This is a genomic window from Chitinophaga polysaccharea (genome assembly GCF_007829335.1).
Taxonomy (GTDB): domain Bacteria; phylum Bacteroidota; class Bacteroidia; order Chitinophagales; family Chitinophagaceae; genus Chitinophaga; species Chitinophaga polysaccharea_B.
The window spans coordinates 107,554-130,493 of record NZ_VIWO01000008.1 but is presented as its reverse complement, the minus strand read 5'-3'; the positions used below and the strand labels follow the sequence as shown (position 1 = coordinate 130,493).

21 protein-coding genes are annotated in these 22,940 nt (G+C 48.9%); 15 read left to right on the top strand and 6 right to left on the bottom strand.

From position 1 onward, the window contains the following. Positions 1 to 21 precede the first annotated feature (21 nt). Entirely contained in the window at positions 22 to 1,827 is a 1,806-nt protein-coding gene (locus FHW36_RS24145) for a right-handed parallel beta-helix repeat-containing protein (protein ID WP_145672983.1), read from the top strand. Between the two features lie 8 nt (positions 1,828 to 1,835). On the opposite strand, the gene FHW36_RS24140 is transcribed toward FHW36_RS24145, so the two are convergent. Both FHW36_RS24140 and FHW36_RS24135 read right to left on the bottom strand, forming a co-directional pair. Continuing rightward, positions 1,836 to 2,666, bottom strand: a complete 831-nt coding sequence (locus FHW36_RS24140; RefSeq protein ID WP_145672982.1) for an SUMF1/EgtB/PvdO family nonheme iron enzyme — start codon at positions 2,664 to 2,666, stop codon at positions 1,836 to 1,838. Continuing rightward, positions 2,641 to 3,366 carry a hypothetical protein gene (locus FHW36_RS24135; RefSeq protein WP_145672981.1) on the bottom strand — a complete coding sequence of 242 codons (726 nt, stop codon included), beginning with the start codon at positions 3,364 to 3,366 and terminating at the stop codon, positions 2,641 to 2,643. Before FHW36_RS24135 ends, FHW36_RS24140 begins: the two co-directional genes overlap by 26 nt. 201 nt (positions 3,367 to 3,567) lie before the next feature. Here FHW36_RS24135 and FHW36_RS24130 point away from each other — a divergent pair, with 201 nt between their 5' ends. From FHW36_RS24130 to FHW36_RS24095, 8 genes are all read left to right on the top strand, one after another. After that, complete coding sequence (locus FHW36_RS24130) at positions 3,568 to 4,146, top strand: hypothetical protein (RefSeq protein WP_145672980.1); 579 nt, start codon at positions 3,568 to 3,570, stop codon at positions 4,144 to 4,146. An 11-nt stretch (positions 4,147 to 4,157) separates the two neighbouring features. Beyond that, entirely contained in the window at positions 4,158 to 5,105 is a 948-nt protein-coding gene (locus FHW36_RS24125; protein ID WP_145672978.1) for a DUF6600 domain-containing protein, read from the top strand. A 63-nt stretch (positions 5,106 to 5,168) separates the two neighbouring features. After that, entirely contained in the window at positions 5,169 to 5,924 is a 756-nt protein-coding gene (locus tag FHW36_RS24120; RefSeq protein WP_145672976.1) for an MBL fold metallo-hydrolase, read from the top strand. Between the two features lie 18 nt (positions 5,925 to 5,942). Further along, positions 5,943 to 6,425, top strand: coding sequence for a DUF5946 family protein (locus FHW36_RS24115; protein ID WP_145672975.1), 483 nt, complete (start codon positions 5,943 to 5,945; stop codon positions 6,423 to 6,425). A 28-nt stretch (positions 6,426 to 6,453) separates the two neighbouring features. After that, the gene (locus FHW36_RS24110) at positions 6,454 to 7,173 is read left to right on the top strand and encodes a DUF92 domain-containing protein (RefSeq protein WP_145672974.1); all 720 of its coding nucleotides are present in this window, start codon (positions 6,454 to 6,456) and stop codon (positions 7,171 to 7,173) included. 116 nt (positions 7,174 to 7,289) lie between these two features. Continuing rightward, positions 7,290 to 7,844, top strand: a complete 555-nt coding sequence (locus FHW36_RS24105) for an SMI1/KNR4 family protein (protein WP_145672970.1) — start codon at positions 7,290 to 7,292, stop codon at positions 7,842 to 7,844. Positions 7,845 to 7,860: 16 nt separating this feature from the next. Then, a complete protein-coding gene (locus tag FHW36_RS24100; RefSeq protein WP_145672966.1) occupies positions 7,861 to 8,442 on the top strand; it encodes a Crp/Fnr family transcriptional regulator in 582 nt (193 codons plus the stop codon). Positions 8,443 to 8,511: 69 nt separating this feature from the next. Continuing rightward, positions 8,512 to 9,585: an oxidoreductase gene (locus FHW36_RS24095; protein ID WP_145672964.1), complete on the top strand. Its 1,074-nt coding sequence runs from the start codon at positions 8,512 to 8,514 to the stop codon at positions 9,583 to 9,585. 80 nt (positions 9,586 to 9,665) lie between these two features. On the opposite strand, the gene FHW36_RS24090 is transcribed toward FHW36_RS24095, so the two are convergent. From FHW36_RS24090 to FHW36_RS24080, 3 genes are all read right to left on the bottom strand, one after another. After that, the gene (locus FHW36_RS24090) at positions 9,666 to 9,935 is read right to left on the bottom strand and encodes a hypothetical protein (RefSeq protein WP_145672962.1); all 270 of its coding nucleotides are present in this window, start codon (positions 9,933 to 9,935) and stop codon (positions 9,666 to 9,668) included. A gap of 78 nt (positions 9,936 to 10,013) precedes the next feature. Then, entirely contained in the window at positions 10,014 to 10,913 is a 900-nt protein-coding gene (locus FHW36_RS24085; protein ID WP_145672960.1) for a LysR family transcriptional regulator, read from the bottom strand. Between the two features lie 96 nt (positions 10,914 to 11,009). Next, a complete protein-coding gene (locus FHW36_RS24080; protein ID WP_145672958.1) occupies positions 11,010 to 12,143 on the bottom strand; it encodes a hypothetical protein in 1,134 nt (377 codons plus the stop codon). A gap of 121 nt (positions 12,144 to 12,264) precedes the next feature. On the opposite strand from FHW36_RS24080, the gene FHW36_RS24075 reads away from it, so the two are divergent. The 6 genes from FHW36_RS24075 (at position 12,265) to FHW36_RS24050 (ending at position 21,665) form a co-directional block, all read left to right on the top strand. Beyond that, entirely contained in the window at positions 12,265 to 13,557 is a 1,293-nt protein-coding gene (locus tag FHW36_RS24075; protein ID WP_145672954.1) for a LamG domain-containing protein, read from the top strand. 75 nt (positions 13,558 to 13,632) lie between these two features. Beyond that, positions 13,633 to 14,055: a hypothetical protein gene (locus FHW36_RS24070; RefSeq protein ID WP_145672950.1), complete on the top strand. Its 423-nt coding sequence runs from the start codon at positions 13,633 to 13,635 to the stop codon at positions 14,053 to 14,055. Positions 14,056 to 14,103: 48 nt separating this feature from the next. Continuing rightward, positions 14,104 to 18,468: a CusA/CzcA family heavy metal efflux RND transporter gene (locus FHW36_RS24065; RefSeq protein WP_145672946.1), complete on the top strand. Its 4,365-nt coding sequence runs from the start codon at positions 14,104 to 14,106 to the stop codon at positions 18,466 to 18,468. 19 nt (positions 18,469 to 18,487) lie between these two features. Beyond that, positions 18,488 to 19,630 (top strand): efflux RND transporter periplasmic adaptor subunit, encoded by a 1,143-nt coding sequence (locus FHW36_RS24060; RefSeq protein ID WP_145672943.1) that lies wholly within the window; start codon positions 18,488 to 18,490, stop codon positions 19,628 to 19,630. A 61-nt stretch (positions 19,631 to 19,691) separates the two neighbouring features. Further along, positions 19,692 to 21,107 (top strand): cation diffusion facilitator family transporter, encoded by a 1,416-nt coding sequence (locus tag FHW36_RS24055; protein ID WP_145672939.1) that lies wholly within the window; start codon positions 19,692 to 19,694, stop codon positions 21,105 to 21,107. 147 nt (positions 21,108 to 21,254) lie between these two features. After that, positions 21,255 to 21,665: a VOC family protein gene (locus FHW36_RS24050; RefSeq protein ID WP_145672935.1), complete on the top strand. Its 411-nt coding sequence runs from the start codon at positions 21,255 to 21,257 to the stop codon at positions 21,663 to 21,665. A gap of 37 nt (positions 21,666 to 21,702) precedes the next feature. Here FHW36_RS24050 and FHW36_RS24045 read toward each other — a convergent pair whose 3' ends face one another. Then, entirely contained in the window at positions 21,703 to 22,920 is a 1,218-nt protein-coding gene (locus tag FHW36_RS24045) for an FAD-dependent oxidoreductase (RefSeq protein WP_145672930.1), read from the bottom strand. Positions 22,921 to 22,940 lie beyond the last annotated feature (20 nt).

Genomic DNA, 22,940 nt, shown 5'->3' with positions numbered 1-22,940 from the left:
CAGTTCAATGAAGATAAATACATGAATCGCTTTTCCGCTTTGATCATCGTCCCAACCTTGCTGTTATCGCTTACGGTGGCCAGCCAGCAGCGCATATCCGTGGATATGCCACCCAATACTTTTAAAGATGCTACGGTGAAAGTACAGGAGGCCATTGCCGCCTGTAGAAATATCCCGGGCGCCGTACTGGAATTCCAACCTGGCCGCTATGATTTTTATCCCGACAGTGCCGTAAAGAAGGAGTACTTTATTTCCAATACTTCCGATGAAGAGGAAGTGCCCGACAAAATAAAAACCATCGGACTGTTTTTTGAGAACTTTAAAGGGCTTACCATCGAAGGGCATGGCGCCTCATTGGTATTTCACGGGAAGATGATCAGCTGGTTGTTCGATCATTGCGAAGATATTACGTTACGTAATATCAGCGTAGATATGGAGCGTCCAACCATGTCTGAAATGACCTTGAAAACAATTACTCCCCAGGAAGTGGTAGCAGCCATTCATCCCGATTCCAGGTTTGCCATTGTAAATGATCATGTGGAATGGTATGGTGAAAAGTGGAAGTCGGCGAGATTTCATGTGGTGATAGCCGATACTGTGAAAGGAATATACACTTATTCTTCCTGGGATCCTTTTTATAAAAGCAAAGCGGCATTAATAGCTCCCGGCTTGGTACGGTTTACCGGTAACTTTGCAACGTTTAAAGGTGCTCCTGGAAATATACTAACGGTGAGAGATGTTATCCGCGACCAGGTAGGGGCGTTTATGCAACACTGCCGCAATGTACAGCTGGAAAATATTAATATGCGTTATATGCATGGCTTGGGTATTGTAGCGCAATTTTGTGAAAACCTCAGCTATCAGCGTATTCAGATAATCCCCCAGCCTGGTAGTGGCAGGACTATGGCATCATCGGCAGACGGCATGCACTTTTCCGGTTGTAAAGGGCATATCACCATTACTGCGGCCCATTTTAAGGGCCTGCATGATGATCCGGTAAACGTACACGGGACACATCTGCAAATCACCGAAAAAATATCGCCCCGGGTATTGAAGCTGCGTTTTATGCACCACCAAACCTATGGTTTCGCCGCCTACTTTGCCGGCGACAGCGTAATGCTGGTACATAGCGCCGCCCTGCAGGGGTATGGCATGGCAAAAGTAGTAAACGCCAAAATGTTATCGCCCCGGGAAATGGAAGTCACCCTCGATCGTGATGTTCCTGCTGCCGCCCGTACCGGCGACTGTCTTGAGAATATCACCTGGGCGCCTTCGGTGACGATAAGCAATAGCATTTTTGAAGGTACCAATGCCCGTGGTTTGCTGGTAACTACCCGCAAGAAAGTAGTAATCGCCGATAATACATTTTACCGTACGGGGATGCACGCGATCCTTATCGCCGATGATGCCAGCAGCTGGTACGAATCGGGACCAGTACAGGATGTAACCATTACCGGGAATACTTTTGAAGGGGTGGGGTATAACCAGGCGCCGGACAATTACGTAATTGCTATTGCGCCGGAAAATCATGAACTGGTACGGGGATATATGGTACACCGCAATATTCGCATCACTGACAATACCTTTAAATTATACGATTACCCGGTGTTAACCGCCAGGAGTACCGCTAATCTTATCTTCCGCAATAACCGCCTTACCTGGATGAAAGATTACCTGCCGGCAGGAGCGGAGCGGGCCGCGTTTAAGCTCACCGCCTGTGAAAAAGTGACGATCAGCAACAATGAATCCAGCCTGCCTTTTAAGCCGGAAGTACAACTGGAACAAATGTCGCGTAAGGAATTGCATACCGATCTAACGGTAAAGTAACTACGTAGTTAGCGGGCATCTTTCGCCACCCGGAAGCCCTGGTTACTGAAAGATGCCCGTTTATTTACACGGCCTATATCTACCGAGTTAAAGAAAGAACAGGAAGCCGCGCTGCACCACCAGGAGCCGCCACGGGCATGCGCCAGCGACGGTTTTTCATCGGAGCGTACTTTCCCGCTGCAAAACTCAAATACATTTCCATATACATCATACAACCCCCAGGCATTGGGTTCGAAACTGCCCACCGGCGAGGTATACATGAATCCGTCGGAGCTGTCGGCCTGTAGGTGATCCTTGCCATGCCAGATATTGGCATAACGGCCAATATCCGTTTGTTGTCTCCCGAAAAAATAATCGGTGGCCGCACCCGCGCGGGAAGCTATTTCCCACTCTTCCAAAGTAGGAAGCCGCACGCCAGCCCATTTACAATACGCCTGTGCATCGTGGTAACTGATGCAGGTAACCGGGTGGTTCATTTTGTGGTCGATACCTCCGGCACTTACCCCATTCGGATAACGCCAGCAGGCACTGCTATCGTTATGCCATTTAAATTCTGCCAGCCCCGGTGCAAACACCAGCGCATCATGACGTTGCTCCGCATCGGTAACATACCCGGTAGCCTTCACAAAGGCCGTAAACTCCTCATTGGTGGTTTCACAGCCGGCAATGTAAAAGGAATCAACGTTTGCCAGCCGCCGTGGATTGAGGGCATGTTGTAGCTTCCCCACCCAGTACCGGCCTTTGGGCACCAGAATATACCCGCAACGCCACTGTGCGGCGCAGGTATATCCGCTAACCAACAGCAGCGCTATGCTAATGTTTCTTAGGAAGCGTATCATAAAAGCTTTTTGCCCGCTGGATAATCAGCTCTTCGTTGGCGGTATTTAAAGTGAGCGCCGCCCGGTAGCTGCTTTCGTAGTCGGTGCTGGCATATAATTTTTTAAAGGAGGGGGAGGTCATAAACGGTCCGTATTCACTGTTTTTCATCAGTAACATCAATACGGTCAGTATATCATGATCTTTATGATCGCGGTTGTAAACACTGATCAGCAAAGGAATCATCTCACGAGCATTGATATCTACAATGGCTTTTTTATAGTTAATACCTATGCGGTTGGTCCTGCCGATCGATTCAGTCATCAAGGCTATCACAGAGTCGCGGTTGGCCTGTAAGAAATTGCCTTGGCGTTCGCTCCAGCTGAAATCGTCGAAAGCATCCGGCAGCTGTCCGAAAATCTTTTTCTGGATGTCCGGATCGGGGGGGATCGCATCGCAGTTCTGGCTATAGGTTTCTGCATGGATCATGTGGTAGGTAAACTTTTCCCGCAGCGACAAGGCCAGGTAGTCTTTTTGGGCAATAGGCAGGTTTTCATTTTCGTCTGAGGTGACATTTTTGACAAGGGCCAGCACTTTTTCCAGGCCGTAAGGAGGCCGGGTAATTTTCCGGCGGTATTTTTCATAGGCGTCATTGGAGTCTTCCTGGGCAAAGCTATGTTGGTACAAGGTTACCAGGACAAGGATGGCGATTACTTTTTTCATACAGTACTTAAAAATTTTGTGGGAAGTTAAAGCAGCCGGGAGGAATTGCCAAATGGCGGCTGCCAACCCCGGCCATTTTGTAGAATAGCGCCCCTATTTTTAACATATAATTTCGAACCTACGCCGTTGGCTGTTGTTACTCCATATAGACCATTTACCCGCGACTGCACTGCCTATTGTGAATGTTTAAATTATCCTGGTATGAAAAAAGTAATCATGCTCCTTGCCTTCACAGCAGTCACCTGCTCCGTTTGTGCACAGTCTAACACCTTTGCCATGTCAGGGTCCCGTAAGGAAGCCCGTAAAGAACGCCACGAACGCAAAATAACCCTGAGAGAGCTGAAGGGCTCTGAGGTCAGTTTTCAGTCGAAACAAGCGTTCGACAGGGACTTTAGCAATACTACCAATATGGTTTGGACCCACGACGTGTATTTCGATAAGGTATCTTTTCTTAATGAGAAAGGCGTGCCCATGTCGGCTTACTACGACTACGATGCCAAGCTGGTAGGTACCACTGCCCCGGCAAAGTTTACTGATTTACCGGTAGCGGCGCAGAAAGATATCGCAAAGCATTATTCGAATTACGAGCAGGCGCCGGTCGTCTTTTTTGATGATAACGAAGCCAATGAAACAGATATGATCCTTTATGGGATGCAGTTTGAAGACGCTGATAATTATTTCATAGAACTAAAGGATAAAAAGAATCAACCGGTTGTATTGAGGGTAGATATGCAGGGGAATGTAGACTTTTTCGCAGATATGAATGACATCAAATTTTGAAAGGTTATACCATGTTCAACAAAACAATATGGATATTGCTGTTAGTTGCTTTCCTGGCAAATAGCTGTGCTACTACGCATAGTATGGACCAGCTCCAGGGGCCGGCCAACGGCAATATTACTTACCAGACCTTTTACGACGATTTATCGCCTTATGGTACCTGGATGGACTATCCTTCCTACGGGAATGTATGGTGCCCGAATGTAGATGATGATTTCAGGCCTTATGCTACTAATGGGTATTGGGACTATAGCGAAGAAGGCTGGGCGTGGATGTCTGATTATAGCTGGGGCTGGGCGCCGTTTCACTATGGCCGCTGGTTGTACGACAATGCCTATGGCTGGTTATGGGTGCCCGGTTATGTTTGGTCGCCCGCATGGGTTACCTGGGGATCGCTGGATGGCAGTTATTGCTGGGCGCCCCTCATGCCCGATGTAAATGCCGGGGCACAATTTGGCGCCTGGCGTCCGCACGACTTCTACTGGAATGTTTGTCCACGGGAACACATTTACGATCACAACCTGGGCAGCGTTCTCCGGCGGCCGGGATCGGTAACGAATGTGTCCGGCCGGGTTACTATCATCAACAACTTTGGTAGCACCAGCATGCATAATCAATATTATTCCAGGGGGCCCGCAGCCAACGAAGTGGCGCAATATACCCATCGCACAGTAACGCCCGTGCCTATCAGGCCGGTCAATGCCGCCAGCCTGGTAAAACACGAGGGGAATGAAATACATGTGTACCGTCCACAGGTACAGCGTCCGGGCGATGGAGGTACCGGCAGGGTATCGGCGCCACGGCCGCGGGAATTCAGACAGGTGCAACAGAATGCTGCGAGGCCGGTACGGGTCGACGATAATTGGCCCACCGCCCGTCCACCCGAACAACGGATGAATGTGCAGCAACTGCCCGTGAATAGGGTAGGCGGCGGTAGCCGCGTAGGAGGAAGGCATTAGTAAAAAGCCGAAAGCTGAAAGCTTTCGGCTTTTTACTTAAATTTATAGACACAATCTTTTTTTATGAAGCGTACTATCCTCTCTTTATGTTTCTTACTGGCTGCTGCAATCGTATATGCCCAGCGCATTAAACCGGACGTAGTCAACACCGCAACCGGATCGTTAACTATTCAGCCTATTGAACACGCCAGCCTGGTATTACAGGCTAACGGCAAAACGATTTATATAGACCCGGTAGGCGGCGCCGGAAAATACCAGGGCCTGGCAGCTCCAGATCTGATCCTGGTAACAGATATACATGGCGACCATTTTGATCCGGCTACCCTCACCGCCATCCGTACTCCCAATACCATCCTGGTAGTGCCGGCAGTAGTGGCAGAGAAACTACCGGAAGCCGATAAAAAGGGCGTGGTGATCATGAAAAATGGCGATCAGCAAACCGAAGCCGGTTTTGCTATTACCGCGCTGCCCATGTATAACCTGCCTGAGAGTGCCACCGCCATGCATACCAAAGGCAGGGGAAATGGGTACGTTCTCACCATTGGTAAAAAACAGGTATATATCTCCGGAGATACACAAGGCATCCCTGAAATGCGTAGCCTGAAAAATATCGACGTAGCCTTTGTATGCATGAACCTGCCCTATACCATGGATGTACCCGAGGCCGCAGATGCGGTATTGGCATTTAAACCTAAAGTCGTATATCCGTATCACTACCGCGGCAAGAATGGTTTAAGTGATGTGAACCAGTTTAAAAAACTCGTTGATGCTGGCAACAAGCATATCGAGGTGCGGTTGCGCGACTGGTACGCGAAATAAACCACTAATCCATCTAGCATGAGTAAAATCATTTGCCCCGGCTGCCGGCTGCAGCTCGTAGACGCCCAGCTGGCGCCATCCGACAGGTACAATGCTTCCGGCGAATGCGAAGATCTTTTCAATGAACTGTCTATTCGCACCTTTGCGATGAAGCACCCGGATTTCCGTCACCAGCTGGCTGTAGATGCCTATGGCGCGCAACATGCAGGCGGCGTGGGTAAACCGATTACCACCGCCTACGCGCTGATAGGACTGTACCTGGCATTGGAGCACGGTTTCACCGGGCGACAGGTACAACATGTACACAGCATTATTGTGAAGCAAACCTGGGAACAGCCTACGCCCCCCGCTACGCCGGCAGGTATAACGGTACAGGATGTACTGAAAGCGCCGGGTGCAGAGGAGCTATATGCTGCCATGCAAAAATGGGCCCGGGCGGTATGGGATAGCTGGGCGCCTTACCACAACTGGGTAAAGGAAAAAGCAACGCCCTATATTTAAAAGAAACATTTGTATAGTTTTGCATCCCATGATGCAACTCACTTCTTTACCAGAATTGGCTATTGCGGCGATAATCATTATTATCGTCGCATTTCTTTGTGTGAAAAAAGGAAAACTGACCGGCTCCGCCGCCGTTACCGCTGCCATACTGGGGATGTGCGTTGCCGTCGGCATCGGCTACGGAGGGTTGTTACTGTTAGGCGCTTTCTTTATCACCGGTGTAGCCGCCACCGGACATAAGAAAGGGCTGAAGGCCGCGCCCGGAGAGCAACATGCGGAAAAGCGAACCGCCGGGCAAGTATTTGCCAATGGAGGCGTAGCTGGCATAGCAGCCCTGCTGGCACTTTTATACCCCGACCACGAACGCTTATTTATACTGATGGCAGCAGGAAGTTTGGCTGCAGCCGCCGCGGATACCGTATCATCTGAACTGGGAACGGTATATGGCCGCAACTTTCGTAATATACTCACCTTCAAAAAAGAGGCAAAGGGATTAGATGGGGTGATTAGCCTGGAAGGCACGCTGTTGGGCGCTGCAGGCGCATTGTTATTGGCCGTGTTATACTGGTTTTTTTTCGGAGGATATAGTCGCGCTTTGCTGGTGCTGATAGGCGGAATACTGGGTAATGTAGTGGATTCCTTGCTGGGCGCTACGTTGGAGCGTAAACAGGTAATAGGAAATAATACAGTCAATTTTTTGAATACGCTATCAGGAGGGTTGATAGCAGCAGCGCTATATCTACTTTGAAAGGTAATGTTTGGTAAATAAGGGGAGGCTGCAAAAAAAAACTGGATAGTATGTGGGGTGATCTTTCAAAATCATTTTCCGGTGTATATTTGACGCTATTAAACCCATTTTCATTTATGCAGGAACAACTGGCATTACTGGAGCAACACCTGGCCACGCAACGTCCTGATCTGCTGGCTGATCTGAACCCAGCCCTGACACCGGAAGATATCAAGGCGCTTGAACAAAAATACAGCCGCGTAGTACCCGCGCCGGTGGCCGCTTTATACCAGTGGAGAAACGGGCAGTCATTTAAAAGCTTCGACGCATTTGTAAATAATTCCACTTTTGTTCCGCTGGAAGCTGCCCTGGATACCATGGCGGAACTAACGGGAATGATAGGATCCGACTTTGAAATAGAGAACTGGTGGCACGCCGACTGGTGGCCATTGTTTCACAATGGCGGCGGCGATTATATCTGCTACGATGCGTATGGATTATTTACCGGGCAGGCCGGACAGCTACTGGAATTCTGGCACGCCGACAACGACCGCCCTGTGATAGCGCCCGACCTGGTGTCGCTGATCACCGCGCTGAACCAGTATTATGCCGCAGCGCCTTCTGATAATGAAGATGAATTTTTTGAAGTAACGTCACCGGCAGGTTATCCTAAAAAATTCCGGGTAAAGTAATATTTAATCATTTTTGATGAGCCAGTTGCTGATCAGCACTATTACACAACATGTATCATTAACTGCGGAAGAACAACAACGTATTCCTGCCTTTTTTGAATCGTTGCCCGTTCGCCGCCACCAGTTCCTGTTGCGGGAAGGAGAGATATGCCGGTATGAATTTTTCATAGAGAAAGGCTGCTGCCGCCAATATGAAACAGATAGTACGGGTAAGGAAAATGTACTGCAATTCAGCGTAGAAGGGTGGTGGATAACAGACCTGGATAGCCTGTTGACCGAAACACCTTCCCGGTTTAATATAGCTATGTTGGAGCCGGGCGTGGTGTGGCAGATCAGTAAGTTGCAGCTGGAATTATTATTTAATGAGATACCGGCGGTAGAGCGTTATTACCGCATCATTTCCCAGCGGGCTTATGCGGCCCTGCAACGGAGAATATTATGGTTACAGAAACCCGCCCTGGAAAGGTACCAGGCATTTGTAGCAGCTTACCCTTTCTTTGAAACCCGGCTGCCTCAGCACCAGGTGGCCGCCTACCTGGGGATTACCCGCGAATCGCTGAGCCGCTTACGGAATAAAATAGCTAAAACTTCCAGGTAGCACCAATTTATTATCATTTGTCATTGTGGAGGGAGCGGGCATCGCTCAATTTTGCTTAAAAAAGCAAATATGACCACACATCCTATTTTAGCAGCATTCGATCATGCTTTGTTACAGGCAAAGAACAGAGCGGTGGTAGCGCCTATGAGTCGCGCCAGCGCTACCTTACAGGGAGTGCCTACTGGTGCGATGCAAGCCTATTACGAAAAATTTGCCGTCGGCGGTTTCGGGATCATTATCACAGAAGGATTATATACCGATACACTGGCCAGCCAGGCGTATCCGCACCAGCCAGGAATTGTAACACCGGCGCAGATAGCCGGCTGGCGGGCTATTGCCGGGGTGGTAAAGGCACAGGGCAGTATATTTATTGCGCAACTGATGCATGCCGGCGCATTGTCCCAGCATTTGATGCATACGCTGGCTCCTTCGGCAGTACAGCCTATGGGGAAAAAGTTAGCCTCCTATGGTGGGGGGGATGGTCCGTTCCCGCTGCCGGCCGCTATGACCACGGCCGATATCCGGGAAGCGATAACAGGCTATGTGCAATCGGCCGAAAATGCCCTGGCGGCGGGGTTTCACGGGGTGGAAATACATGCAGCCAACGGCTACCTGCTGGATCAGTTTTTAACAGATTATACCAATCTCCGGGGGGATGAATATGGTGGAAGTATCCGGCATCGTTTCCGGATCATTGCGGCCATTATTGCGGGTATACGGGCAAAAGTGCCGGCCGGCTTTATTATCGGGTTGCGGTTGTCGGAAGGCAAAGTGAATAACGGCAGTTATCGCTGGCCCGGCGGTGTAGAAATGGCTGCCAGCTTGCTGGCAGAAGTGAAACAGGCGGCGGTCGACTATGTGCATATTTCCGGGGAAGGAAGCACCTGGGAAAAGCTGGTGTACGATGAGCAGTTGTCACTCACCACTATCGCTAAACGAATGGTGGACCGCCCGGTGGTGGCCAACGGAGGGTTGCACAACCTGGAGGTGGCAAGGAGGGTACTGGAAGAAGGGCATGCCGATTTTATTTCCCTGGGACATGCAGCACTGGCTAATCCTGATTGGCCTGCGCGTGTGCGGGAAGGGTTGGCATTGACTGATTTTGAAAGAGACATGGCTACGCCGTTTCCGCCGTTACAGTAATATACTGTTGATTGGGGTTACGGGGGATGTTTGGAGGAAAAGGATAGGGAAGAAAGAAGCCGCTAACGGCTTCCTTTCTTTTATTCACCGTTAGCTAACATTTCCATTTCCAGTAATTTGCTGCCACCGGCAAAATCGGCCGCAGCATCCGGGCATAAAATAGAACCCAGGGATGCCATCATACGCTGCGCTACCAGGTCGATATCTTCTGTGGTGGTGGCTAAAAAGGGAGCCTGGCTTTTCAGCCGCTGCAACAGCGTATTCTTTTGCTGTACAGAAATATCTACCAGCTGATTAATCCTTTCGACTGCCGCTTTGTATAACTCGTCGTAATAAAAAAGCATATTCATATAAAGGAATATTTTGTACTCCTCAAATGTAGGGTTATGGTTATAATCTTAGCTATATGAAAATATTATGACCTATAATTAATAATTATAAATGGATTTGGCGAGTTTGATGAAACGCCGGTTCAGATCACTGGTTTCACCTTTGCGTTGTATAAAGTAAAAGCTGCGCTCTATCCGCAGGCCTTCAAATGAAAGAATGGTCAGTTCCCCATGCTGCAATTCCTTGGCAATGGAGCGGGTAGATAGAAATCCTACGCAACCAGACTCGAGCAGGAAATTTTTCAACGCTTCGGTGCCACCCAGCCGCACTTTGATTTTTAAGTCAGTAAGCCGGATACGACTTTTCCACAGCCCTGTTTTGATAGCTTCCAGCGTGCCGCTGCCACGTTCACGTATGGCCACCGGCATTTGCAATATATCTTTCAGCGCATAGGTCTTTTTCTTTGCCAGCGGGTTTTGGCGACTGCAAACGGCTACGATCTGGTCTTTAAGGAATGGCTGGTAAGTGATATTACTCAACTGCCCCTTTTCTTCGGTAACCCCGATATTAATTTCCTTATCCAGTAACGCCTGCAAAACAATTTCACTATTGCGGTTCAGCAATGAAATATCTACCAGCGGGTATTCCCGGTGAAACGCCGACATAACCTTGGGCAGGATATATAGCGCGGCTGTAGTACTGGCGCCCAGGTTCAGCATACCGGTGGCCTGCTGCTGATCATGTATCACCGAAATATCAAACTCTGTTTCCTGTTGTATATGTTTTACAGTCAGTAAGCGGCTGTACAACAGCTGCCCTGCTTCTGTCAATTCTATCTGCAATCCTTTCCGTTCAAACAATTTGGTTTTATACTGTTCCTCCAATCCTTTGATATGCGTGCTCACCGCAGGTTGGGAAATAAACAATGCCTGACTGGCTTTCGAAAAGCTTTTCTGATGGGCTACTTCCATAAATACCAGGTGTCGGTTGGATAGCATGATGGGCTTATTTTATTCTAAAATAAGCATTTTATCGGGCCTCCGGCAGATATATCCCACAACAGCTCCATCATTGATGGAGCTGTTGTACGAAGCTTATTTCTCAAATAACAGGCGCTCAAGCCGGTCTACCTGCGCTATAATTCCCCAACCATAAAAATCATTGAACACGGCTATCATCACTTCGTTATCTCCTTCAGCGAGTGGGAGGTCAAATGAGGTATTGTCTACCGAGCAACGCCCAGCCGGCTCTTTCATGATAGGAGAACCATAGGTATTCTTGCCTACATACACATATTTGCCATTCAGGAATACCCATACATTATCGCTGAAACCCAGTTTCAGCTTGCGGGTTTGTGCTACGGCTGAATGAATATTGGTTTTCAGCCAGGTAATGCGGCGGTTGCGGTCCCGCTGTCCACCCAGCTGCCGGGTCAGGTTAATCAGCCCGTTTCTCTCCGCCCATATTGGTTTCCAGGCCGCATCTTTTCCAGGTGCATTGGTGTAATTATAATCTGTTGCCGTAGTTACCACCTCCGGTGCAGTTACCAGCCAGCGGCGGATATAGCGGGGATCATTGTCGGTAATATCAGCCAGCGGCTCCGGGGAAAGCCCTCCTGTTTGACCGGGCTGTACTACCAGGTTGGAAATAATGGCCTTGCCACTGAAAGCTAACGCGCCATGCCATACATTGCCTTCCAGTTTGGGAATATCGAGCACCGGCCGGGTGGTATCGTTTACAAATACCTGCATACGCTTACCCGATATCACCAGCTTTACATGATTCCATTGATCCCGCTGGAACCAGGCGGCAGTTTGGTACTGGGGCAGCATATCCCAGAGGTTTATCCCATCTATAAACGGTGCATATTGCACCGCTTCGCCATTGCCTGATAAGGCGGTGCGGAAATAAAAACATTCGTTTTCCTGTTGGCTGCTCCGCCGGAAATAAAAGGACGTAAAGTTTGGATCCACCGGTTCGATATCGTAGGAGATGGTCCCGTCCCGGAAATCCAGGTTTTTTAATACGGCGGTATCCGGACTGTTTAATATCTTCATAGCCGGTACCGATTTGTACGTAGAAAAATCGACGGTGCCAGGCAGGAAATTCCAGTGATCCGGTTGTAACGCTACCTGGATGGTGGTAGGATGAGTTGTTTTCCCGTTACGCTGCGCAAACATACCTAATGGCAGTAACAGCAATAAAAATGAAATACTTGTCTTTGTCATGACCTGCGTTTTTGTGTTGAATGGTTAGGCCGGCAAGTTGAATAATCCGTTATTTAAACCCGGTTCAAACACCTGGCAGGTTGGTGCAAGTTTGTGCAAGTGTATAATTAGCTATTATTAAATGAACAACAGTTTTGAAATAAAATACATATTAAAGTGCCTGGAGCTGGTGGAAGTCCGCTTAAACTGGGGACCCAGCAGTGAATGGACGACCTATGATTTCGAAAAGCTGAGTGGTATTATTGCGGAAACTACCGGGGTAACCCTTAGCATTACCACCCTGAAACGTCTTTGGGGAAAGCTTAAGTACAACAATATCCCCGCAGTAACCACGCTGAATACCCTGGCCCAATTTGCCGGTTACAACAGCTGGCGCGAGTTTAAGCAACAAGTGCCGCTGCACTCGGTGGCGGATATACCGCTGGAAAGTGAGCAGGTAACTGTATTACCACCAGTCCGCAAAGTGTTGTCGCGCCGCTGGATGCTGGGCGTAATGGGTATCTTACCCCTGCTTCTCATTGGATACCTTTTACTGTCGTCCAACAAGAAGCCTGGAAAACCGCTTAACCCGGCAGCCTTTGAGTTCAGCAGCAATAAAATCATGTCTACCGGCGTGCCCAATTCAGTGATTTTTCATTATAACGCCCTGGCGGCAGGCGCTGCCGACTCGGTTTTTATTTCCCAGTCATGGGATACCTCGCGCAAAGTGGCCGTGCCACGCGAAGAAAATACCCGGTCTTCCATTTATTATGCACCTGGTTATTACCGGGCCAAGCTGATGGTGAACAAACAGATTGTAAAAGAGCACGACCTCATGATCGCCTCCAATGGCTGGCTGGCCCTGTTGGAAGCCGGGCCGGGAACTCCTTACTATTTTAAGAAAACAGACATCGAAAAGGATAGTGGCGTAGCGGTGAACAAAGCGCTGTTGGCTGCCTCCGGTATACAGACGCTGCCCACGCCGCCGGCCCTGCGCTTTTTTAATGTACGGGACATGGGCGACCTCGACAACTACAACTTCACGTTTGAGACCACGCTGAAGAGCGATTTTAAAGAAGGGACTGCCGCCTGTCAACGGATACAGGTGCTCATTCTCTGTAAAAATGACCTGATCTTTATCCCGCTCTGCGCCAAAGGTTGCGTAGGGGAGTTGTCGCTCTACGCCGCAGGTACCACGCTAAACAGCCAATCGGCCGACTTATCCGGATTAGGCTGCACCCCCGAAGAGTGGACAACGCTGAAAGTAAGCGCTGTGGATGGGAAAATGCAGGTGTGGGTAAATGGTAAGGCTGCTGCCAGCCTTACCATGGCGCATGCGCCTACCGGTATTGTAGGGCTCCAATACCGCTTTAACGGCACCGGCGCCATTAAAGATACCCGCTTCACACAGCATGGGAAAACGATAGTTTTTTAACGGGTATATCTCTCCTTAAACACAGTTATCAAAAATAATCAATCAGTCCGGCGAGAATCTTTATCTTTGTGCCCTGTGAAAAGAATAGCTGCATACATATTATTATTTATCTTCTTTTTACACAACACCGGTTTCGATCAGTTGTTGAAGATACCTATGCTGGTAGTACATTATAAGGAGCACCAGCAGCGTAATCACCAGCTCAGCATCACCGACTTCCTCTGTATTCATTACCTGCTGCCAGATGATGGAGATAACGACGACGACAGGGATATGCAGCTACCCTATAAAACAATAGACATCAACCTGCTGCAGCATGCCTTTGTTCCCCTGGCTAAGTCGGCTACTGTAAACAGGCAACCACAGCCGGCTCCTATTGCGATTAATTATCCCATACTCAGGGACTATCACCTCCCGGAACCAGCGCTATCTTCGCTTTTCAGGCCTCCACGGGCACAAGCTTTATCCGATTCGCAGATAATTTTTCTGACTGTATAACAGACAGGGATATACGCTTTTATTTCCTTTTGAATTAACGAAGAAGACATGCTAAATAAAATCATTAGCTTTTCTGTAAAGAATAAGCTGATTGTAGGACTATTTGTATTGGCTTTAATTGGTTGGGGTACCTACGAGGTGACCCGTTTACCGATTGATGCCGTACCGGATATTACAGACAACCAGGTACAGGTAATAACCGTGTCGCCTGCGTTGGGTGCGCCCGATGTGGAGCGTTTGATCACGTTTCCCATAGAACAGGCTTGTAGTAATATTCCGGGACTGAAACAAATCCGGAGTTTTTCCCGCTTTGGGCTATCGCTGGTAACAATTGTATTCAACGATGAAACAGATGTGTACTGGGCGCGGCAGCAGATCAGCGAGCGTTTGCAACAGGTGCAGCAGGAGATCCCGGCCGGTGTAGGCGCTCCGGCAATGGCGCCGGTAACGACCGGGCTGGGCGAAATATATCAATATGTCGTGCGTCCAAAACCGGGCTACGAAGACAAATACGGACCTATGGAACTGCGTACCCTGCAGGACTGGGTAGTGCGCCGGCAGCTGCTGGGTACCCCCGGTGTGGCAGATGTAAGCAGTTTCGGTGGACAACTCAAGCAATATGAAATTGCCGTAAAGCCCGGGCAGCTGAAAGCCAATAACATTACGGTGGGAGATGTTTTCGATGCCCTGGAAAAGAATAACCAGAATACTGGTGGCGCCTATATCGAAAAAGGTCCTACCGTATTGTATATACGAAGCGAAGGACTTACACAAAGCATAGAAGATATTGAAAAAATTGTGGTGAAAACGCTGGACAACGGCATTCCGGTGCTGATACGCGATGTAGCCACGGTACAACTGGGCGCCGCCACCCGCTATGGGGCCATGTGTTACAACGATAAAGGAGAAGTTGCCGGCGCCGTAGTAATGATGCTGAAAGGAGAAAACTCTTCTGCCGTTATCAAAAGGGTAAAGGAAAAGATATCCGAAATTCAACATTCCCTGCCAGAAGGCGTAGTTATTGAACCTTTCCTGGATCGTACCAAAATGGTAAATCATGCCATCAGCACCGTGGAAACTAACCTGGTGGAAGGTGCGCTGATTGTAGTGTTTGTATTGGTGTTTTTCCTGGGCAACCTCCGGGCTGGCTTGATAGTATCTTCGGTGATCCCGCTGTCTATGCTTTTTGCCATTATCCTTATGAATAAATTTGGTGTGGGCGGTAACCTGATGAGCCTTGGAGCCATCGACTTCGGGCTGATCGTGGATGGTACGGTAATCGTGGTAGAAGCTATCCTGCACCGTTTTACCCACTCCAAACAATTTAAAGATATTGGTGTGGTAAACCAGGATACGATGGATACAGAAGTAAACGCAGCTACCGGTACTATGATCACATCAGCTGTGTTCAGCCAGATCATTATTCTCATCGTATATATTCCTATTTTATCCTTGCAGGGTATAGAAGGAAAGATGTTTAAGCCCATGGCCTTTACCGTGGCTTTCGCCATCCTCGGCGCTTTCCTGTTGTCGGTTACCTATGTGCCGATGATGAGTGCTTTATTTCTCAACAAAAAAATCAATCATAAAGAAACGCTGGCAGATCGCATGATGACCTGGCTCCAGAAAAGATACCAGCCCTTGCTGACCCGCGTGATGAACTTTCCCAAAACACTGATAGCCGGCACCCTGGCGCTGTTTGCCATTGCCGTACTGATCCTGGGAGGAATGGGTGGGGAGTTTATCCCACAACTGGAAGAAGGCGATTTCGCGGTAGACACCCGCCTGTTAACAGGTAGTAACCTGCATACCACGGTGAAGGAAACGCAGAAAGCAGCCAGTATCTTACTCAACAAATTTCCGGAAGTGGAGAAGGTAGTTACCAAAATAGGTAGCGCGGAAATCCCTACCGATCCTATGCCGCTGGAAGCTGCCGATATGATGGTGATATTGAAAGATAAGAAGAAATGGACCTCTGCCCATTCCTTCGATGAGCTGTCGGAAAAGATGAGCAAGGAACTTGCCGTACTGCCCGGTCTCAGCGTAGGTTTCCAGTTCCCCGTACAAATGCGCTTCAATGAACTCATGACCGGCGCCCGCCAGGATGTGGTATGTAAAATTTTCGGAGAAGACCTGGATACGCTGGCACTTTATGCCAACAAACTGGGAGACGTGATACGGACGGTAGATGGCGCCATCAACCTATACGTAGAAACGGTAACTGGTATGCCGCAGGTAGTTATCCACTACAACCGGGATGCTATGGCCCGCTATGGATTGAATGTGAGTGATGTAAACCGCGTAGTCAATACCGCCTTCGCCGGCCAGAGCGCAGGACTGGTATATGAAGGCGAGAAACGCTTTGATATGGTGGTGCGATTGGCAGATGAAGAACGTCAGCATTTATCGGATGTTCAACAGCTGTTGATCCCCGCCCGGAACGGGATACAAATCCCGCTGGAACAGGTAGCCACCGTAGAAGAAATAGAAGGCCCCAACCAGATACAGCGCGAAAATACCCGCCGGAGAATTATCGTAGGCTTCAACGTCACCGGCAGGGATGTACAAACTATTGTAACGGAGTTACAGCAAAAAGTGGCCGCAAAGCTGAAATTACCACCAGCCTATCATATTGTGTATGGTGGCGCTTTTGAGAATCTCACAGCAGCCAAGCAACGTTTGTCCGTGGTAGTACCCATTGCGCTGCTAATGATATTTATGCTCTTATATTTTGCGTTTAACTCGGTGAAACAGGGATTACTGATTTACACGGCCATCCCGCTGTCGGCCATTGGAGGCATCCTGGCCCTGTGGATGAGAGGCATGCCCTTTAGCATTTCTGCAGGGGTAGGTTTTATCGCACTCTTCGGAGTAGCCGTGTTGAATGGTATCTTACTGGTATCGGAATTTAACCGGCTGAGAAAAGAAGGAGAAGAAGACGTACGGAAAATAGTGATACACGGCACTAAGTCAAAACTGCGTGCTGTGTTGATGACCGCGCTGGTGCCTTCGCTGGGCTTTATTCCTATGGCATTGAGCAAAGGCGCAGGCGCCGAAGTACAGAAACCATTGGCCACCGTGGTAATTGGCGGATTAATAATATCTACGATGTTAACATTATTTGTGTTGCCCGTATTTTATATCCTTTTTGAGAAAGGATTTAAATATTTCAAACCAGGTAAAGTGGCAGCAACGCTTATCCTGCTTTGTTTGCTGGCTTCGCCGGCCCTGGTGCAGGCACAGCAGAAAGTAACCCTGCCGGAAGCCATTCAGCTGGCCACTAAAAATAACCTGAACGTACAGGCGTCGAGGTTAGGAGAGCAATACTATCGCTCGCTGAAGAAAAGCAACCTCGACTTCGACAAAACCAACCTGGGGATAGAGTATGGCAAAATAAACAGCGTGGCCAACGATAACAGGTTCACGGTGTCACAGGGCATACAATTTCCTACGGTATATAAACATCAGCGCAGTATCAACAATACCAATATCGCCCTGAGCCAGACACATACCCGTCAACAGGAAAATGAACTCGCCGCCCAGGTGAAACAATCTTTTTACGCCCTCTTGCTACTGCATGAGAAAGAGCTGCTATTGCGGGAAGCAGACAGTATTTACCAGGTTTTTTTACAAAAAACAGCGCTGCGTTTTAAAACCGGCGATGTGGACATCCTGGAGAAATCGACCGCAGAAAATCAGCGGATACAGATTGCCAACCAGCTACTGTCGCTGAAAACAGATGAAGCCGTGGCAATGAACCAATTCCGGTGGCTGTTAAACACCCCCGATGCCGTGATTCCCGTTAGCGATAGCTTAATATATCACCTGGCGGCATTGCCGGATACCGGCGTGATTGCCAATACGCCCGCACTCGCCCTGCGCCGGCAACTGCTGGAGCGCAGCATCCAGGAAAACAAACTGGAGAAAAGCCGTTTATTGCCTACACTTAATCTGGGCTATAACAACATGAGCATTATTGGTTACCAGCGGGTAGGAAATGAGGAGAAATATTTCGGCGGCGGCGACCGGTTTTCATCGGTAAGTGCCGGCGTGGGTATCCCGATATTCAACATCGGACAGCGCTCCCGCGTTAAGGCCTCCCGGGTATTTATGCAGCAGCAGCAACAGGAGTTGCAGGCCACCCGCCAGCAGCTGGGAACGGAGCTACAAAACGCAATACAAGTATATACGCGCAACCTGCAACTGTTGGACGTGTATCGTACCACCTTATTGAATAATGCCAACCTGGTAATTGTTAACGCCGGGAAACGCATGGTCAGCGGGGAAATTGGCTACCTCGAATGGGTGATGCTCATTAACCAGGCCCTCGAAATGCGCAGCAACTATTTCGCTGTGATAGAACAGTTGAACAACGCCGCATTCACCGTAGAAAAATTGAGCGGTATTAATTAAAATTTTTTAATCCGGAGTCATGAAAAAAATAACGTTATTAGCATATAGTTTTGGAGTCATATTGTTGTCCTGCAAGGAAAATAAAGCACCGGAACAAGCGGTCAACAATAAGCCCACCAACACGGCGGTAGCCGAAAGTAACGAGGTGCAACTCACACCAGAGCAGCTGAAAGCAGCCGGCCTGGAAATCCAACCCGTTACTACCCGCGACATGTACACCGTGCTGAAGGTAAATGGTGTGGTAGACGTACCTCCGCAAAATATTGTATCTGTAAGTATGCCAATGGGAGGTTACCTGAAAAGCATGCAGCTGCTCCCGGGAATGCAGGTAAACAAAGGACAGGTGATGGCTGTATTGGAAGATCCGCAATATATACAGCTGCAACAGGACTACCTCGTCGCTAAAAGTAAATTGCGTTACCTGGAGGCTGACTTCATCCGGCAGAAAGAATTGAATGAGTCCAAAGCCAATAGCGATAAGGTGTTTCAACAGGTAAGAAGCGAATACGAAGCGCAGAAAGTGTTGCTGAGCGCCCTGAGAGAAAAGTTACAGCTGATCAATATTCATCCGGATAAGTTAACAGATGGTAATATCACCCGGAGTGTGGCCATTTACGCGCCTATCAGCGGGTATGTATCTAAGGTGAATGCCAACCCGGGGAAATATGTAGGCCCTACCGACGTATTATTTGAACTGATTAACCCGGCCGACCTGCACCTCAACCTCACCGTATTTGAGAAGGACATGGCCAACCTGGCGCCCGGACAGAAAGTGGTTTGCTATGCCAACAATAACGGGGAGAAATATGCGGCCACCATCCATCTGATCACCCACAATATTGATGAAAACAGGGCAGGGGAAGTACATTGTCACTTTGAGAAATTTGATAAGCGTTTACTGCCGGGCATGTTTATGAATGCAGAAATAGCGCTGAATAACGCATCTGTAAACGCTTTGCCTAACGATGCGGTGGTGAAGTGGAAAAACAAAACCTATGTTTTTGTGGCCACCGGGGCCGACAAGTTTACGATGACACCTGTGGAAACCGGCACCAGCAATGACGGATATACGGAGATTAAGACAGCGCTGGCAGATAAGAAGATTGTTACCCGTAACGCGTACACGCTGTTGATGAAGATGAAGAATAATGAAGAAGAATAGGAAATTGCGCATTTTTGTTAATGAGGATAAAATATAGACATTTGTCATTTAAATCACCCGTATGGTTAATGAGGTAGTATCACGAGAGAATCCTGTTCAAAGCAAAAGTAAAATCACTACTATTTCTATCATAGCCAGCGGCGGTTTAGCAGCACTCAAGTTTGTGGTGGGCCTGCTTACCGGTAGTTTGGGATTGATAGCGGAAGGGGTGCACTCGTTGCTGGACTTGTTATCTACCTTAGTCACCTTTGTGGCCGTTCGGGTGGCGGCCAAACCTCCGGATGCCAACCATCCCTACGGGCATGAAAGGGCAGAATCGCTGGGCGCCCTGGCCGGTATGACGCTGCTGGGCGCTACGGCTATCATTATCGGCTATCATGCCATCGTGAAAATTATATGGGAGCCGGGGGCACCGAAAGTAACGATCTGGTCGTTTTCCATCATCGTTATCAGTATCGTGGTCGACTTCATGCGGGTACAAACTTTGAAGCGTGCGGCTAAACATTATCAGAGTCAGGCCCTGGCTTCGGATGCAGAGCACTTTAGTAACGACATGCTGGGATCTGCGGCTGTATTGCTGGGCTTATTGTTTATCTATCTGGCGAAATACCTGCCATTACCCGTTTGGCTGGTAGAACGTGCCGATGCGTTTGCAGCATTGGGCGTGGTAGCTATTGCGTTTAAATCGGTATGGCATATAGGCGCAGAAGCTATCAAATCACTGATGGATGACGTACCGGAAGACCTGCTGCCCCGCCTGCAGGAAGCGGTGGAAAAAATACCAGGTGTAGTGCCGGGAGCAGTCACCGTCAAAACCCGCTTTGTGGGCAACAAGGCGTATGTAGAAGCCACCGTAGGCACCTTGAGGAGCCTCACCTTCGAAAAAGCGCACGAACTTACGGAAACCATCGAACAGGCTATACGCGAAGAACTGGATGGTGCCGCAGAAATTATTGTACACGCAGAACCCATTCATACCACCGATGAGCCCTATAGTATTACCGTTCGCTCGGTAGCGGCCCGGCTCGACCTACGTATTCACAACCTGAACCTCTATCTCGTGGCCAATGAAATGCGGATAGAACTGGACCTCGAAGTGCCAGATAACCTTACGCTACGGGAGGCTCATACCAAATCCGAACTCCTGGAAACAGCGTTGCAGCAGGAGTTTGCCCTGCCGGTAAAAGTAGCGGTGCATATTGAACCCAGGAATGAAACGCCCCGCTCTTCCATCCGTCATATTCCGTCCATGGAAAAGGTAAGACAGGCCCTGGCCGATCTTACCGAATATCAGCACGTGGATATTGACGAAGTGCTGCTTACAGACGAGGGCCTGGTAGTGACACTGATTATGACCCTGCCGGGAGACACCTCCCTCGCCAGTACCCATACGATTATGTATGACCTGGAACGGGCGCTGAAACTAAAAGTACCCGATATTATCCGGGTGCATATTGACCCTGAACCAGAGAAATAATTTGCGTTATAAAAAAGAGAAGAGAATGCCTGAAAGGCATTCTCTTCTCTTTTTTATAACATTTTGATTTTTGTTTTTTACTGCTGACATAAGGCTGTCACAACGTGCTGCTACTTTTACATCATCATCTTCTAAAAACAAATTTATATGGCTTTTTCCAACACATTACGCGGCGTGGCTACCATCAGTTTTTATGCAGCAGATCATACCGCTGCAAAGCAATGGTATACTGATTTACTGGGGATAGCCCCTTATTTTGAAGTACCTGGTTATATTGAATTTCGTATCGGAGATTATGAGCACGAACTCGGCATCATTGATAGCCGGTATATGCCGGAAGGAGCCGCCACAACGCCCGGCAGAGCCATTGTTTACTGGCATGTTGATGATGTAAAAGGTACTTTTGACCGCCTGTTGTCGATGGGCGCCAGGGAATATGAACCGATCACCGACCGCTCCCACGGCTTTGTGACGGCTTCAGTGGTAGACCCGTTTGGGAATATACTCGGTGTGATGTCTAATCCGCATTACCTGGATATTCTGTCGGCCGGAAAGTAAATGCCTGGGGGAAAAGTACCTGCCTTCTTACGCTGTACTAGGCGCGCTGCCGGGTTTCCCAGTCGACGCGATACTGGTATACCCAGTCCTGGCCTTTTATGCCAAACAAGCGAAGGAAAATGCTCATCATGAAGTTGCGGACTTTCGCCTGGAATGGGCTTACTGCTTGTTTGCCGGCGCCGCGCCTTCTTCCTTCTGCCACAATTTTTTCTACGCGGGGTTTGCGATCTTGTTCAAATTGGGTAAATACCTGCTCATAATCGCCGTTGCCATCGCGTAGTAATTTAGCCAGGTACATGCTGTCTTCCAGGGCCATAGACGCACCCTGTCCAGAGTTGGGACTTACCGCATGTGCTGCGTCGCCAATGAGCAACACCCTGTTTTTATGCCAGGTAGGCAATGATTGTATATCGCTGATATTTTGTTTGATAGGTCTTTCTGTGTGTTCAATAAGCGTGGCGATGGGCGCATGAAAATCTTTGTAGATGGCCAGCATTTCGGCTTTTATACTATCCAGCGACAACTGCCTCAAAGCCTGTTCGCTCATTGGTTCGGTAGCATAAAGGTTAGACCACCACATGGCATATTCGTTGCCGGCTGCGCAATAGCCAAAAAAACCTTTGGCGCCAAAGGTAAAATTCAGGCTGCGTAGTTCCCGGCTGGTGATTTCGGGCAGGTCGCTGATCTTCGCAAAACCGCCTACGCCTACTACGTTTACAAATGCCGGTTGTGGGCCATCGGGTAAAATAATACTACGGGTACGGGACCGGATACCATCTGCGCCAATCAATATATCACCACTGTCGCTGCTGCCATCTTCAAAGCACGCGTTTACACCGGTAGGGTGCTGATCTATGCCGGTAAGTCGCTTATTGTATTGTATGGAAATGCCCGCGACTTTGGCGGCCTGTGCCAGCACTTCGTGCAGATCGGCCCTGGACATGCTTACGCCAGGCTGCCCATATTTAGTGATATTGCCATAAGGAATAGAGGCTAATACTTTTCCATGTTCATCGCGAAAACAGTGCTGCATAGTAACAGCGCCGCGGGAAATAATGTCCTGGGCAAGACCCAGCGCTGCGAGTACATTCATGCCGTTGGGCGCTATGTTTAAACCGCCGCCCGCCGCTTCCCGGGGTGGATAAGCTTCATAAACGGTGCTGCCAATACCGGCTTTGTGAAGGAACAGCGCAAGGCTAAGTCCGCCGATACCGCCGCCAATGATAAGTACGTGAGGAGGATGATTGCTGGTCATTGTAATGGAATTTTGTACAG

What these genes read in the sequence shown, in the direction of transcription:
- FHW36_RS24110 (WP_145672974.1), top strand. Translation starts at nt 6,454, where the DNA reads ATGATGCAACTCACTTCTTTACCAGAATTGGCTATTGCGGCGATAATC.
- FHW36_RS24105 (WP_145672970.1), top strand. Translation starts at nt 7,290, where the DNA reads ATGCAGGAACAACTGGCATTACTGGAGCAACACCTGGCCACGCAACGT.
- FHW36_RS24125 (WP_145672978.1), top strand. Translation starts at nt 4,158, where the DNA reads ATGTTCAACAAAACAATATGGATATTGCTGTTAGTTGCTTTCCTGGCA.
- FHW36_RS24050 (WP_145672935.1), top strand. Translation starts at nt 21,255, where the DNA reads ATGGCTTTTTCCAACACATTACGCGGCGTGGCTACCATCAGTTTTTAT.
- FHW36_RS24140 (WP_145672982.1), bottom strand. Translation starts at nt 2,666, where the DNA reads ATGATACGCTTCCTAAGAAACATTAGCATAGCGCTGCTGTTGGTTAGC.
- FHW36_RS24100 (WP_145672966.1), top strand. Translation starts at nt 7,861, where the DNA reads ATGAGCCAGTTGCTGATCAGCACTATTACACAACATGTATCATTAACT.
- FHW36_RS24055 (WP_145672939.1), top strand. Translation starts at nt 19,692, where the DNA reads ATGGTTAATGAGGTAGTATCACGAGAGAATCCTGTTCAAAGCAAAAGT.
- FHW36_RS24120 (WP_145672976.1), top strand. Translation starts at nt 5,169, where the DNA reads ATGAAGCGTACTATCCTCTCTTTATGTTTCTTACTGGCTGCTGCAATC.
- FHW36_RS24085 (WP_145672960.1), bottom strand. Translation starts at nt 10,913, where the DNA reads ATGCTATCCAACCGACACCTGGTATTTATGGAAGTAGCCCATCAGAAA.
- FHW36_RS24095 (WP_145672964.1), top strand. Translation starts at nt 8,512, where the DNA reads ATGACCACACATCCTATTTTAGCAGCATTCGATCATGCTTTGTTACAG.
- FHW36_RS24135 (WP_145672981.1), bottom strand. Translation starts at nt 3,366, where the DNA reads ATGAAAAAAGTAATCGCCATCCTTGTCCTGGTAACCTTGTACCAACAT.
- FHW36_RS24075 (WP_145672954.1), top strand. Translation starts at nt 12,265, where the DNA reads ATGAACAACAGTTTTGAAATAAAATACATATTAAAGTGCCTGGAGCTG.
- FHW36_RS24060 (WP_145672943.1), top strand. Translation starts at nt 18,488, where the DNA reads ATGAAAAAAATAACGTTATTAGCATATAGTTTTGGAGTCATATTGTTG.
- FHW36_RS24145 (WP_145672983.1), top strand. Translation starts at nt 22, where the DNA reads ATGAATCGCTTTTCCGCTTTGATCATCGTCCCAACCTTGCTGTTATCG.
- FHW36_RS24130 (WP_145672980.1), top strand. Translation starts at nt 3,568, where the DNA reads ATGAAAAAAGTAATCATGCTCCTTGCCTTCACAGCAGTCACCTGCTCC.
- FHW36_RS24080 (WP_145672958.1), bottom strand. Translation starts at nt 12,143, where the DNA reads ATGACAAAGACAAGTATTTCATTTTTATTGCTGTTACTGCCATTAGGT.
- FHW36_RS24065 (WP_145672946.1), top strand. Translation starts at nt 14,104, where the DNA reads ATGCTAAATAAAATCATTAGCTTTTCTGTAAAGAATAAGCTGATTGTA.
- FHW36_RS24045 (WP_145672930.1), bottom strand. Translation starts at nt 22,920, where the DNA reads ATGACCAGCAATCATCCTCCTCACGTACTTATCATTGGCGGCGGTATC.
- FHW36_RS24115 (WP_145672975.1), top strand. Translation starts at nt 5,943, where the DNA reads ATGAGTAAAATCATTTGCCCCGGCTGCCGGCTGCAGCTCGTAGACGCC.
- FHW36_RS24090 (WP_145672962.1), bottom strand. Translation starts at nt 9,935, where the DNA reads ATGAATATGCTTTTTTATTACGACGAGTTATACAAAGCGGCAGTCGAA.